General features: G+C 37.9%; 11 protein-coding genes. All 11 read left to right on the top strand.

What is annotated here, in order from left to right; translation table 11 throughout:
- Positions 1-73 precede the first annotated feature (73 nt).
- The 11 genes from codY to MKX31_RS17015 all read left to right on the top strand — a co-directional run bounded on the left by codY (position 74) and on the right by MKX31_RS17015 (position 14,592).
- Positions 74-853 carry a GTP-sensing pleiotropic transcriptional regulator CodY gene (gene codY / locus MKX31_RS17065; protein WP_000421290.1) on the top strand — a complete coding sequence of 260 codons (780 nt, stop codon included), beginning with the start codon at positions 74-76 and terminating at the stop codon, positions 851-853.
- A 350-nt stretch (positions 854-1,203) separates the two neighbouring features.
- Positions 1,204-1,905, top strand: coding sequence for a 30S ribosomal protein S2 (gene rpsB, locus MKX31_RS17060; protein WP_000111485.1), 702 nt, complete (start codon positions 1,204-1,206; stop codon positions 1,903-1,905).
- A 103-nt stretch (positions 1,906-2,008) separates the two neighbouring features.
- Entirely contained in the window at positions 2,009-2,896 is an 888-nt protein-coding gene (gene tsf / locus MKX31_RS17055; protein WP_098110641.1) for a translation elongation factor Ts, read from the top strand.
- A 66-nt stretch (positions 2,897-2,962) separates the two neighbouring features.
- On the top strand, positions 2,963-3,685 hold the full coding sequence (gene pyrH / locus MKX31_RS17050; protein ID WP_000042666.1) for a UMP kinase: 723 nt from the start codon (positions 2,963-2,965) through the stop codon (positions 3,683-3,685).
- A 2-nt stretch (positions 3,686-3,687) separates the two neighbouring features.
- Complete coding sequence (frr, locus tag MKX31_RS17045) at positions 3,688-4,245, top strand: ribosome recycling factor (RefSeq protein WP_000531506.1); 558 nt, start codon at positions 3,688-3,690, stop codon at positions 4,243-4,245.
- Positions 4,246-4,330: 85 nt separating this feature from the next.
- Positions 4,331-5,107 (top strand): isoprenyl transferase, encoded by a 777-nt coding sequence (gene uppS / locus MKX31_RS17040; RefSeq protein ID WP_064475012.1) that lies wholly within the window; start codon positions 4,331-4,333, stop codon positions 5,105-5,107.
- A 17-nt stretch (positions 5,108-5,124) separates the two neighbouring features.
- Entirely contained in the window at positions 5,125-5,916 is a 792-nt protein-coding gene (cdsA, locus tag MKX31_RS17035; RefSeq protein ID WP_064475013.1) for a phosphatidate cytidylyltransferase, read from the top strand.
- Between the two features lie 23 nt (positions 5,917-5,939).
- The gene (dxr, locus tag MKX31_RS17030) at positions 5,940-7,082 is read left to right on the top strand and encodes a 1-deoxy-D-xylulose-5-phosphate reductoisomerase (protein WP_064475014.1); all 1,143 of its coding nucleotides are present in this window, start codon (positions 5,940-5,942) and stop codon (positions 7,080-7,082) included.
- A gap of 17 nt (positions 7,083-7,099) precedes the next feature.
- On the top strand, positions 7,100-8,356 hold the full coding sequence (gene rseP, locus MKX31_RS17025; protein WP_142315321.1) for an RIP metalloprotease RseP: 1,257 nt from the start codon (positions 7,100-7,102) through the stop codon (positions 8,354-8,356).
- Between the two features lie 109 nt (positions 8,357-8,465).
- On the top strand, positions 8,466-10,166 hold the full coding sequence (locus tag MKX31_RS17020) for a proline--tRNA ligase (protein WP_064475016.1): 1,701 nt from the start codon (positions 8,466-8,468) through the stop codon (positions 10,164-10,166).
- Between the two features lie 124 nt (positions 10,167-10,290).
- On the top strand, positions 10,291-14,592 hold the full coding sequence (locus MKX31_RS17015; RefSeq protein ID WP_064475017.1) for a PolC-type DNA polymerase III: 4,302 nt from the start codon (positions 10,291-10,293) through the stop codon (positions 14,590-14,592).
- Positions 14,593-14,657 lie beyond the last annotated feature (65 nt).

Below are 14,657 nucleotides of genomic sequence, written 5' to 3'. Positions count from 1 at the left end.
GTCATCAGGTGACTCGCCCTAGTTTCCAAGTGATGAAAAAATATGTAAGTAACATGTAGGAGGAACTTTTGAAATGGAATTATTAGCAAAAACAAGAAAATTAAATGCGTTATTACAGAGCGCAGCAGGAAAGCCTGTAAACTTTAGAGAAATGTCTGACACAATGTGTGAAGTAATCGAAGCGAACGTATTCGTAGTAAGTCGTCGTGGTAAATTACTAGGTTATGCAATTCACCAACAAATTGAGAATGAGCGTATGAAACAAATGCTTGCAGAGCGTCAATTCCCGGAAGAATACACGCAAAGCTTATTCAACATTACAGAAACATCTTCGAACTTAGATGTAAACAGTGCTTACACAGCATTCCCAGTAGAAAATAGAGAATTATTCGGTCAAGGTTTAACTACAATCGTACCAATCGTTGGTGGCGGTGAGCGTTTAGGCACATTAGTGTTAGCTCGTCTTGGTCAAGAGTTCTTAGACGATGATTTAATCCTTGCTGAATACAGTTCAACTGTAGTAGGTATGGAAATCTTACGTGAAAAAGCAGAAGAAATCGAAGAGGAAGCACGTAGTAAAGCTGTTGTTCAAATGGCGATTAGCTCATTATCTTACAGTGAGTTAGAAGCAATCGAGCATATCTTCGAAGAATTAAATGGAACAGAAGGTTTACTTGTTGCAAGTAAAATTGCTGATCGCGTAGGAATTACTCGTTCTGTAATCGTAAATGCACTACGTAAATTAGAAAGTGCTGGTGTTATTGAGTCTCGCTCTTTAGGTATGAAAGGAACATACATTAAAGTGCTAAACGACAAATTTCTACAGGAACTTGCTAAATTAAAAACAAACTAATTTATAAAACTCTCCTCGTTTTTTGAGGAGAGTTTTTTGTGTATAAAAGATTAATGGTGTTTGTAAAAAGCGTCATAATCGTGTTCTTTGGAAAAGCTATGAATTGCATTTCATTTTTTTGCTTAAAAGAAATGCAGGTTGGTAATACTAGAATTCGAGTATAAACAAAGAAAGTTTTACATTGTTCGCATTTTCGACTTGATTGTAATATTTCAGTATGATATAGTAAGCAGTGGTGTCAGTACAAAGTACACACGTTTACTGATTTAAGTGTTGGTGCTACGTTTGTAGTTTCGCTTAGAGATGAAGTAAACGGAGGATATCAAAAACCATTTAGGAGGAACTATATTATGTCAGTAATTTCTATGAAGCAATTGCTTGAAGCTGGTGTTCATTTCGGACATCAAACTCGTCGTTGGAACCCAAAAATGAAGCGTTACATTTTCACAGAGCGTAACGGTATCTACATCATCGACTTACAAAAAACTGTGAAAAAAGTTGAGGAAGCTTACAGAACGATGCGTGACATCGCTGCTGAAGGTGGAGACATTTTATTTGTAGGTACTAAAAAACAAGCACAAGAAGCTATTAAAGAAGAAGCAACTCGTGCTGGTATGTACTTCGTTAACCAACGTTGGTTAGGTGGAACTTTAACAAACTTCCAAACAATCCAAAAGCGTATCAAGCGTCTTAAAGACATCGAAAGAATGCAAGAAGATGGTACTTTCGAAGTACTTCCTAAGAAAGAAGTTGTTCAACTTAAAAAAGAGTTAGAGCGTCTTGAGAAATTCTTAGGCGGTATTAAAGATATGAAAGGTCTTCCAAGTGCATTATTCGTAGTAGACCCTCGTAAAGAGCGTATTGCAGTTGCTGAAGCGCGCAAATTACACATTCCAATCATCGGTATCGTTGATACAAACTGTGATCCAGACGAAATCGATCACGTTATCCCAGCAAACGATGATGCAATTCGTGCTGTAAAACTTCTTACATCTAAAATGGCAGACGCGATCCTTGAAGCAAAACAAGGTGAAGAAACTGTTACTGCGTAACAAATTTGGAAAGGTGATAAGGGGTTCGGCCTTTTATCACCTTTTTTAAGGTATAAACACCTTTATAAAAGGTATAAATACATATTTTAGGAGGATGAAAAATATGGCAATCACTGCACAAATGGTAAAAGAACTTCGTGAAAAAACAGGCGCAGGTATGATGGACTGCAAAAAAGCTTTAACAGAAACTAATGGCGACATGGAGAAGGCAATTGACTTCTTACGTGAAAAAGGTATTGCGAAAGCTGCTAAAAAAGCAGACCGCATTGCTGCTGAAGGTTTAACTTTCATCGAAACAAACGGTAACGAAGGTTTAATCTTAGAATTAAACTCTGAAACTGATTTCGTTGCGAAAAACGAAGGTTTCCAAGCATTAATTAAAGAATTAGCTGCTCACTTATTAGCTAACAAACCAGCTAACGTTGAAGAAGCTATGGCTCAAACAATCGAAGGCGGTAAAACAGTAGAAGAGCACATCAACGAAGCAATCGCTAAAATTGGTGAAAAACTTACACTTCGTCGTTTCGAAATCGTAACAAAAACTGATGCAGATGCATTCGGTGCTTACCTACACATGGGTGGACGCATCGGTGTATTAACAGTTCTTGAAGGTTCTACTGATGAAGCAGCTGCTAAAGATGTAGCAATGCATATTGCAGCAGTTAACCCTAAATACATCGACCGCGATGCTGTAACAGCTGAAGAAGTTGAGCATGAGCGTCAAGTATTAACACAACAAGCTTTAAACGAAGGCAAGCCTGAAAAAATCGTTGCAAAAATGGTTGAAGGCCGTCTAGGCAAATTCTTCGAAGAAATTTGCTTACTTGACCAATCATTCGTTAAAAACCCTGATATGAAAGTTCGTCAGTTCGTTGAGTCTAAAGGCGGAACATTAAAAGGATTCGTTCGCTACGCTGTTGGTGAAGGTATCGAAAAACGCGAAGACAACTTTGCTGAAGAAGTAATGAACCAAGTAAAAGGTAGCAACTAATAAAGATTAGGGAACACATTGTGTTCCCTTTTTTAAAATAAAGATGTAAGCAATTGGAGGTTCATTATGAGTAAACCGAAATATAATCGTGTCGTATTAAAGCTAAGCGGAGAAGCGTTAGCTGGCGAACAAGGATTTGGAATTAACCCGTCTGTTATTAAATCAGTTGCGGAACAAGTGAAAGAAATTGCAGAACTTGATGTAGAGGTTGCTGTTGTTGTTGGTGGCGGAAACATTTGGCGTGGAAAAATCGGAAGTGAAATGGGAATGGATCGTGCTGGAGCAGATTACATGGGTATGTTAGCAACAGTTATGAACTCATTAGCTCTTCAAGATAGCCTAGAGAACATTGGAATTCAAACTCGTGTTCAAACTTCAATCGAAATGCGTCAAGTAGCAGAGCCTTACATTCGTCGTAAAGCAATTCGTCATCTAGAGAAAAAACGTGTTGTGATTTTTGCAGCAGGTACAGGTAACCCATATTTCTCTACAGATACAACGGCAGCACTACGTGCAGCGGAAATCGAAGCAGACGTCATCTTAATGGCGAAAAATAATGTAGATGGCGTATATAATGCAGATCCATCTCTTGACCCAACAGCTACGAAATACGAAACACTTACTTACTTAGATGTATTAAAAGAAGGTTTAGGTGTAATGGATTCAACAGCTTCTTCTTTATGTATGGACAATGATATTCCATTAATTGTATTCTCGGTTATGGAAAAAGGTAACATTAAACGTGCCGTTTTAGGCGAAAATATCGGAACAGTTGTAAGGGGGAAATAAATATGGGACAACAAGTATTGAAGTCTTCAAATGAAAAAATGGAAAAAGCAGTTGCTGCTTACTCTCGTGAATTGGCAACAGTTCGCGCAGGTCGTGCAAGCTCGTCTGTATTAGATAAGGTACAAGTTGATTACTATGGTGCACCAACACCTGTTGTGCAATTAGCGAACATTACAGTTCCAGAAGCACGTTTACTTGTAATTCAACCTTATGATAAAACTTCTATCGGTGATATTGAAAAAGCAATCTTAAAAGCGGATTTAGGCTTAAATCCTTCTAATGATGGAACTGTAATTCGTATTGCATTCCCTGCATTAACAGAAGAGCGTCGTCGTGATCTTGTAAAAGTTGTAAAAAAATATGCTGAAGAAGCAAAAGTTGCTGTTCGTAATGTACGTCGTGACAGTAACGATGATCTTAAGAAGCTTGAAAAAGCTGGCGATATTACAGAAGATGATTTAAGAGGATATACTGAAGATATCCAAAAAGAAACAGATAAATATATTGCAAAAGTTGACGAAATCGCAAAAAACAAAGAAAAAGAAATCATGGAAGTGTAATAGCGATACCTTCGCAAATATGACCCTCTTCTTAAGGGGGTCTTTTTACACTTTTAGGCATACGTCTGCTTGCTGGAGGGTATGAATGATGTTTAAAAACTTTCCTTTTTTTAAAAGTAAAAAGGTCGCATCGTTTGATCATCTCGTTGAAAAAGTGAAAAAAGGATACGTCCCAGAACATATTGCCATCATTATGGATGGTAATGGAAGATGGGCAAAGAGGAGAGCGATGCCTCGTATTGCGGGACATCATGAAGGCATGCAAGTTGTAAAGAAAATCACAAAATTTGCAAGCAAACTTAATGTCAAAGTATTAACTCTTTATGCTTTTTCAACTGAGAACTGGAAAAGACCGAAAAAGGAAGTTGACTATTTAATGAGGCTTCCAGAAGAATTTCTAGGTACATTTTTACCAGAATTGATTAAAGAGAACGTACAAGTCCGAGTAATAGGACAACAAGATCGTCTTCCTACGCATACACGCAGAGCGATGGAAAAGGCCATGGAAGATACGAAAGAGAATACGGGATTAATTCTTAATTTCGCGTTAAACTATGGAAGTCGAGATGAGATCGTTTCTGCTGTGCAACATATGGTGAAAGATAGTGAGGAAGGAAAAATTCGTGTTGAAGATGTAAGTGAAGAAATGCTTTCTTCTTATTTAATGACGAGTTCTTTACCTGACCCAGAGTTGTTAATCCGTACGAGCGGAGAGCTACGTATTAGTAATTTCATGTTATGGCAAATTGCATATTCGGAATTTTGGTTTACAGATGTGTATTGGCCAGATTTTACCGAGGAACATTTGCTAAATGCGATTACAGACTTTCAGCATAGAGGGCGCAGATTCGGAGGCGTGTAGAAAGAGAGGGTTTGGTAGTGAAACAGAGAATTATTACTGGAGTGGTTGCTGCCGCGCTATTCATTCCCATCGTAATTTACGGTGGCGTGCCTTTTACGGTTTTAGTGTATGCACTTGCTTCTATAGGTTTATATGAATTAATTCGTATGAATAAGCTTACGCTTATTTCAATACCAACAGTTTTAGCTGCAGTATTATTATGGATCATTTTAATTCCAAGTAGTGCATCAGAACTATTTACGCAGATTGGATTAGGTAAATTAGAAATCACATTTGTGATTGTTTTATTACTTTTATCATATACAGTCCTTTCTAAGAATACATTTACTTTTGACAATGCTTCATTTTTACTAATGGCAACAACATATGTTGGAATGGGATTCCTATATTTGAATGAAACGAGAATATTAGGAATTAAATATGTGTTTTGTGCATTATTTGTTATATGGGCTACTGATTCAGGCGCATATTTCGTAGGAAAGGCATTAGGAAAGAGGAAATTGTGGCCAGAAATTAGTCCAAATAAAACGATTGAAGGTTCAATAGGTGGCATCGTTTGTGGAATTGTTGTGGCACTCGTTTACAATATGTTCTTCCCTGTTGAGGCTAATGTAGGGATTTTAATTGTGTTGACAATTATCATTTCTATTTTTGGACAAATTGGTGATTTAGTACAGTCTGCATTTAAACGTCATTATGGCGTAAAGGATTCAGGTACGATTTTACCTGGACATGGTGGTATATTAGATCGAACAGATAGTTGGTTATTTGTTTTACCAATTCTCTACTTCTTATTACAATACAATTAATAAATGAACGAGGGGTTGGAGTCATGAAAAACATTAGTTTATTAGGTGCAAGCGGATCAATTGGTACACAAACTTTAGATGTATTACGCTCGCACCCAGACCAATTCCGTCTCGTTGCTTTTTCTGTAGGGAAAAATATTGACTACGCAGTAAATGTAATTCAAGAATTTTCTCCGCAAATCGTCTCTGTGCAAAGAGAGGAAGATGTTTTAAAATTACAAGCTGTCTCTGGTAATACAAAAGTTGTATATGGTAGTGAAGGGCTTTTAGAAGTAGCATTACATCCAGATGCGGAGATTGTAGTAAATGCTGTTGTAGGTAGCGTAGGGTTGTTACCAACACTTCGTGCAATTGAGGCGAAAAAAACAATTGGAATTGCAAATAAAGAAACATTAGTAACTGCAGGGCATCTTGTAATGGAAGCGGCACGAAAACATAATGTTTCGTTACTTCCGGTAGATAGTGAACATTCAGCTATTTTTCAATGTTTGAATGGTGAAAATGAAAAAAGAATTTCTCGACTAATTATAACGGCTTCCGGTGGAAGTTTCCGTGATAAAACGAGAGATGAATTGCATCATGTGACCGTAGAAGATGCACTTCGACATCCAAACTGGTCAATGGGTTCGAAAATTACAATTGATTCTGCTACAATGATGAATAAGGGGCTAGAAGTAATTGAAGCACATTGGCTTTTTGGTATCCCTTATGAGCAAATCGATGTTGTTTTACATAAAGAAAGTATTATCCATTCTATGGTTGAATTTGAAGATCGTAGTGTAATGGCACAGCTTGGCTCACCTGATATGCGAGTACCAATTCAATACGCGCTTACATATCCTGATCGATTGCCTCTAACAGACACAAAACAGTTAAACTTATGGGAAATAGGGACGTTGCATTTTGAAAAAATGAACCAAGAACGATTCCGTTGCCTACGTTTTGCGTATGAAGCTGGAAAAGCAGGTGGAAGTATGCCAGCTGTAATGAACGCAGCGAATGAAGTAGCTGTTGAAGCTTTTTTACAAAAGAGAATTGGTTTCTTAACAGTGGAAGACCTCATTGAAAAAGCAATGAACCATCACAATGTCATTGCACGTCCGAGCTTAGAGGAAATTTTGGAAATTGATGCAGCCACAAGACGGTTTGTGATGGAACAAATTTAGCAAAGGTGGTTATGGAATTGAATACAGCGATTGCCTTTATATTAATTTTCGGTGCACTCGTATTTTTCCATGAGCTAGGGCATCTATATTTCGCAAAAAGAGCAGGTATTTTATGCCGTGAGTTTGCGATTGGTTTTGGTCCGAAAATATTCTCATTTGAAAAGAATGAAACGGTGTATACGATTCGATTACTGCCCCTTGGTGGCTATGTAAGAATGGCTGGCGAAGATGCAGACACAGTTGAGTTAAAGCCTGGAAAAAAGGTTGGCCTTGTATTAAATGAAAAAGACGAAGTTGCGAAATTAGTTTTTGATGGATATGAAAAGTATCCAAATGTTCGTGTCATTGAAGTCGAACAAGCTGATTTAGAGCATAATTTAACAATTTCGGGCTATGAAGAGTACGAGGAAGAGCTTCAAACATTCCGAGTGAATGAAAAGGCTCGTATTATTACTGCTGGTGAAGAAATACAAATTGCTCCGTACAATAGGCAGTTCGGCTCCAAGAAATTGGGTCAACGTGCCTTAACAATCTTTGCAGGTCCTGCAATGAACTTCATTTTAGCATTTGTTATTTTTGTGATTCTTGGATTTGTACAAGGTGTTCCTGTTGACAAGCCAATGGTCGGAAAAGTAATGGAGAATAGTGCAGCCGAGCAAGCTGGATTAAAAGAAAATGATACAATTCAAGCAATCGATGGGAAAAACACAAGTACATGGAAAGATGTTGTTACCGTTGTACGTGAAAACCCAAATAAAGAAATTACGTTACAAGTAAAGCGTGATAATGAACAGTTTAATGTAAAAGTAACGCCAACACTCGATAAAGAAGGAAAAGACGAAGTGGGTAGAATTGGTGTTTACTCTCCAGTAGAGAAAACAGTAATGGGTTCTATTAAATCAGGATTTGAACAAACATACCAATGGACAAAACTAATTTTTGATTCACTTGTGAAATTAGTAACTGGTCAATTCTCTATTAATGAGTTGTCAGGTCCAGTAGGAATTTATAATCTAACAGATCAAGTTGTAGATTATGGATTTACGCGTGTATTAAGTTTAGCAGCAGTTTTAAGTATTAACCTTGGTTTATTTAATTTACTACCAGTCCCTGCTTTAGACGGTGGACGTTTGTTCTTCTTCTTAATTGAAGCGTTACGAGGGAAACCAATTGACCGCCAAAAAGAAGGAATGGTTCACTTTATTGGTTTTGCATTATTAATGTTACTTATGTTAGTTGTAACTTGGAATGACATTCGTAAGTTTTTCTTGTAAAATAAAGTGAAACTTATAATGAAATAGAGCTCGTAGAATAAAATCCCTCACCTAACTCGAGGTGAGGGGTTTTACTGCGTGAAAGAGTAAAATGAAGAGGTGCGAATAAATGAAACAAAGTATGGTATTCAGTCCTACATTACGTGAAGTTCCAGCTGATGCGGAGATTAAGAGTCATCAGTTATTACTTCGCGCAGGTTTTATGCGTCAAAATGCTTCTGGTATTTATAGTTTTCTACCATTTGGATTAAAAGTACTACACAAAGTAGAACGTATCGTTCGAGAAGAAATGGAGCGCGCAGGAGCTGTAGAATTATTAATGCCAGCGATGCAAGCGGCAGAATTATGGCAAGAATCAGGCCGTTGGTATTCTTACGGATCTGAATTAATGCGTATGAAAGATCGTAACGCTCGTGAATTCGCATTAGGAGCGACACATGAAGAAGTAATTACGGATCTTGTACGTGATGAAGTGAAATCATATAAAAAATTACCGTTAACATTGTACCAAATTCAAACAAAATTCCGTGATGAACAAAGACCTCGTTTCGGTTTATTACGTGGAAGAGAGTTTCTAATGAAAGATGCATACTCTTTCCATGCTACACAAGAGAGTTTAGATGAAGTATACGATCGTTTATACAAAGCATACTCTAACATTTTTGCTCGTTGTGGCTTGAATTTCCGTGCAGTTATTGCTGACTCTGGAGCAATGGGCGGAAAAGATACGCATGAATTTATGGTATTATCTGAAGTTGGTGAAGATACAATTGCATACTCTGATACATCTAATTATGCAGCAAACATCGAAATGGCTCCTGTTGTAGCTACGTATACGAAGAGTGATGAAGCAGAAAAGGCACTTGAAAAAGTAGCAACACCAGATCAAAAAGCAATTGAAGAAGTATCTGCATTCTTAAACATTGAAGCTGACAAGTGCATTAAGTCTATGGTATTTAAAGTAGATGAGAAATTAGTAGTTGTACTTGTACGTGGTGATCATGAAGTAAACGATGTAAAAGTGAAAAATGTATACGGCGCTTCAGTTGTTGAGCTTGCTTCTCATGAAGAAGTGAAAGAATTATTAAACTGTGAAGTTGGTTCTTTAGGACCGATTGGTGTAACAGGTGATATCGAAATTATCGCAGACCATGCTGTAGCATCAATTGTTAACGGTTGTTCAGGAGCGAACGAAGAAGGATTCCATTATGTAAATGTAAATCCAGAACGTGACTTTAAAGTAAATCAATATACAGATTTACGCTTCATTCAAGAAGGAGACCAGTCTCCAGATGGAAACGGAACAATTCTTTTCGCACGCGGAATTGAAGTTGGTCATGTATTCAAATTAGGAACTCGTTATAGTGAAGCAATGAACGCAACATTCCTAGATGAAAACGGAAAAACACAACCACTTATTATGGGTTGTTACGGTATCGGTGTATCTCGTACAGTGGCAGCAATCGCAGAGCAGTTTAATGATGAGAACGGTTTAGTTTGGCCAAAAGCTGTTGCACCGTTCCATGTGCATGTAATTCCAGTAAATATGAAATCTGATGCACAACGTGAAATGGGTGAAAATATCTACAACTCATTACAAGAACAAGGGTACGAAGTATTACTAGATGATCGTGCAGAACGTGCGGGTGTTAAATTTGCAGATGCAGATTTATTCGGCCTTCCAGTTCGCGTGACAGTTGGTAAAAAAGCAGACGAAGGTATTGTAGAAGTGAAAGTACGTGCTACAGGCGAGTCTGAAGAAGTGAAAGTAGAAGAACTTCAAACATATATTACAAATATTTTAAAATAAGAAGAGGTACCTCGTAATGAGGTACCTTCTCTTTCTTTGTAAACGTATTTTGTAAAAGAAGAAGGGAGAAATCTTTCTTTGTAGTACGTTTCAATTTATAATAGCAAATGGAAGGAGAGTGCTTATGTCTTTAACAAATGAACAACAAGAGCGATTTCAAATTTTGCTCCAGCAGTTGCAAATACCAGACGACCTTATAAATCAATATTTACAAGGTGGTGGTATTGAAAGGCTCGTTATTGATAAAGCGAATAAAAGTTGGCATTTTGATCTACAAGTGCCACGTATTTTGCCTACAGAATTATATGAATTGCTAGAAACAAAGCTTAAGCAATCATTTTCTCATATTGCAAGAACAACATTTGCATTAGAAACAGAGAATAAACAATTTACAGAAGAAGAAGTGAGGGCGTATTGGCCGCTTTGTACGGAACGAATTACATTTTCACCTATGTTTGCTTACTTAAAGAAGCAGCTTCCGCAGGTGAATGGAGTGAAGTTGCTAATAAATGTGAATAATGAGCTGGAATCTACTGCTTTAAAGAAAAACGTTGCGAAACCAGTAGGGGATCAATACGAAACTTTTGGATTCCCGCGTTTTCAGTTAGACACACATATACAGCAAAATACAGAAGAAATGCAAAAGTTTCGTGAGCAAACGCAGCAAGAAGATCGTGAACGTGTTATACAAGCTATGGAAGAAATGGCGAAGAAGCAAGCTGAAGAAAGTAGCGTTGTGCATGAAGGACCGGTTGTACTCGGATATCTCATTAAGCCGGATGAAGAGATTACACCGATGCGAGAAATTCAAGATGAAGAAAGAAGAAAAACAGTTCAAGGATACGTCTTCCATGTAGAAACGAAAGAGCTGCGTAGTGGCCGTACGTTATTAACTTTAAAAATAACAGACTATACGGATTCAATTATGATCAAAATGTTCTCGCGTGACAAAGAAGATATTCCAATGCTGCAATCCTTGAAAAAAGGAATGTGGGTGAAAGCGCGTGGTTCTGTTCAAAATGATACATTCGTTCGAGATTTAGTAATGATTGCAAATGATATAAATGAAATAACAGGACCGTCTCGTAAAGATAAAGCGCCAGAAGGTGAAAAACGTGTAGAGCTGCATCTTCACACACCGATGAGCCAAATGGACGCTGTTACTCCTGTTTCTAGACTTGTTGCCCAAGCAGGTAAATGGGGACATGAGGCAATCGCTGTTACAGACCATGCTGTTGCGCAGTCTTTCCCAGAGGCATATTCTGCGGGTAAAAAGGCTGGGGTTAAAGTTATATATGGTGTAGAAGCGAATCTAGTTAATGATGGTGTACCAATTGCATATAACGAAGCGCATCGTTTACTTGCAGAGGAAACATATGTTGTTTTCGACGTTGAGACGACAGGTTTATCAGCTGTATATGATACTGTTATCGAGTTAGCGGCTGTAAAAGTAAAAGGTGGCGAAATTATTGACCGCTTTGAATCTTTCGCAAATCCACATCAGCCATTATCTGCGACGATTATTGAATTAACAGGTATTACAGATGATATGTTAACGGATGCACCAGAAGTGGACGAAGTGTTTAAAAAGTTTGAAGAATGGATGGGCGACCATACACTTGTTGCTCATAACGCAAGTTTTGATATGGGCTTTATTAACGTAGGTTTTAAAAAGGCTGGGCTAGAAAAAACGAATAATCCTGTTATTGATACGTTAGAACTTGCAAGATTCTTATTCCCAGAAATGAAAAACCACCGATTAAATACGATGTGTAAAAAGCTTGATATTGAATTAACGCAACATCACCGTGCGATTTATGATACAGAAGCAACGGGATACTTACTTGTGAAAATGTTAAAAGATGTGATTGAAAAGGGATTTGAATATCACGATCAATTAAATGATAGCATGGGGCAAGGGGATGCGTATAAGCGTGGACGTCCAAGTCATATGACGTTACTTGCCACATCAGATGTAGGGTTGAAAAATTTATATAAACTTGTTTCCTATTCTCACCTAAATTACTTTTATCGTGTACCACGAGTACCAAGGTCACTATTAAAAAAATATCGTGAAGGAATTTTAGTAGGAACGGCTTGTGATAAAGGTGAAGTGTTTGAGGCGATGATGCAAAAAGCTCCTGAAGAGGTAGAAGAAATTGCGCAGTTCTATGATTACATTGAAGTAATGCCTCCAGAGGTGTTACGTCATTTAGTAGAACGTGAACTGGTTCGAGATGAGGGACAATTAAAAACAATTATTTCTAACTTAGTAAAACTAGGTGAGACGTTAGATAAACCAGTTGTTGCTACAGGAAACGTGCATTATATAGATCCAGAGGATGCAATGTATCGCAAAATTTTAGTCAGTTCGCAGGGCGGAGCCAATCCGTTAAACCGACATTCATTACCACCTGTACATTTCCGTACAACGGATGAAATGTTAGAGTGTTTTTCATTCTTAGGTGAAGACGTAGCGAAAGAAATTGTTGTAACGAATACACAAAAGGTTGCATCATTGATTGGTGATGTTCATCCGGTGAAAGATGATCTATATACACCGAAAATTGAAGGTGCAGATGATGAGACGCGTGACATGAGTTATAAAATGGCGCGTAGCATTTATGGTGAAGAGTTACCTGAAATTGTAGAAGCGCGTTTAGAAAAAGAATTAAAAAGTATTATTGGGCATGGATTCGCCGTAATTTATTTAATTTCACATAAGCTTGTGAAGAAATCGTTAGTAGACGGATATTTAGTAGGTTCGCGTGGATCGGTAGGTTCATCGTTCGTTGCAACGATGATGGAAATTACAGAAGTAAACCCATTACCACCACACTATGTATGTCCGAAGTGTAAGCAATCAGAATTCTTTAATGATGGTTCTGTAGGTTCTGGTTTTGACTTGCCGGATAAAGAATGTCCTGCATGTAATGTTCCATACGTGAAAGATGGACATGATATTCCGTTCGAAACGTTCCTTGGATTTAAAGGAGATAAGGTACCCGATATCGATCTGAACTTCTCCGGGGAATACCAACCACGTGCCCATAACTATACGAAAGTACTGTTCGGTGAAGATTATGTATACCGTGCGGGTACAATAGGTACAGTCGCGGAAAAAACGGCTTATGGATATGTAAAAGGTTATGCAAATGATCATAATTTAACGATTCGAAATGCAGAGATTGACCGCTTAGTAGCAGGATGTACGGGCGTAAAACGTACAACCGGACAGCATCCAGGTGGTATTATCGTTGTACCAGATTACATGGATATCTTTGATTTCTCACCAATTCAGTTTCCGGCGGATTCAATAGGGGCTGAGTGGAGAACGACACACTTTGATTTCCACTCCATTCATGATAATTTATTGAAACTTGATATACTAGGACACGATGATCCGACTGTTATTCGTATGTTACAAGATTTAAGTGGTATTGATCCGAAAACAATCCCGACAGACGATCCAGAAGTAATGAAAATTTTCTCAGGCCCGGAATCATTAGGGGTAACGGAAGAACAAATTAACTGTAAAACAGGTACACTTGGTATACCAGAGTTTGGTACGAAATTCGTAAGGCAGATGTTAGAAGAGACGAAACCTACGACATTCTCTGAGTTAGTCCAAATCTCTGGACTATCACATGGTACAGACGTATGGCTTGGTAATGCAAACGAGTTAATTTATAACGGTACATGTACGCTGAGTGAAGTTATCGGTTGTCGTGATGACATTATGGTATATTTAATCTATCAAGGTTTAGACCCATCATTAGCCTTCAAAATCATGGAGTCAGTTCGTAAAGGTAAAGGTGTACCGGAAGAATGGGAAGATGACATGAAAAGTAATAATGTACCAGGTTGGTATATTGATTCATGTAAGAAAATAAAGTACATGTTCCCTAAAGCCCATGCGGCTGCTTACGTACTTATGGCTGTACGTATTGCATACTTTAAAGTACATTTCGCGCTTCTATTCTATGCGGCATACTTTACAGTTCGTGCAGATGACTTTGATATAGAGGCGATGGCGAAGGGTTCAGCATCTATACGTGTAAGAATTGATGAAATTGCGCAAAAAGGTTTGGATGCAGCGCCGAAAGAGAAAAGTTTATTAACAGTACTAGAAATGACACTTGAAATGTGTGAGCGTGGATACTCATTCCAAAAGGTTGATTTATACCGTTCGCATGCAACAGAATTTATTATTGATGGGGATACTTTAATTCCTCCATTTAATGCAGTGCCTGGACTTGGTACAAACGCAGCTTTAAGTATTGTAGAAGCACGCAAAAATGGAGATTTCTTATCAAAAGAAGATTTACAGCAGCGCAGTAAGGTTTCGAAAACAATTATTGAGTATTTAGATAGTCAAGGTTGCTTAGGCGATCTACCTGATCAAAACCAGTTATCACTGTTCTAATAGGTAGGAAAAGTCTTTGCAAATCAACATTTGCTATGGTATACTATTAACCGAGATAACCATGT

The sequence above is a fragment of the Bacillus sp. FSL M8-0063 genome, assembly GCF_038005545.1.
In the GTDB taxonomy this organism is placed as follows: domain Bacteria; phylum Bacillota; class Bacilli; order Bacillales; family Bacillaceae_G; genus Bacillus_A; species Bacillus_A wiedmannii.
Note: the sequence above shows the minus strand (reverse complement) of the source record. Positions and strands in the feature narration are given on the sequence as shown.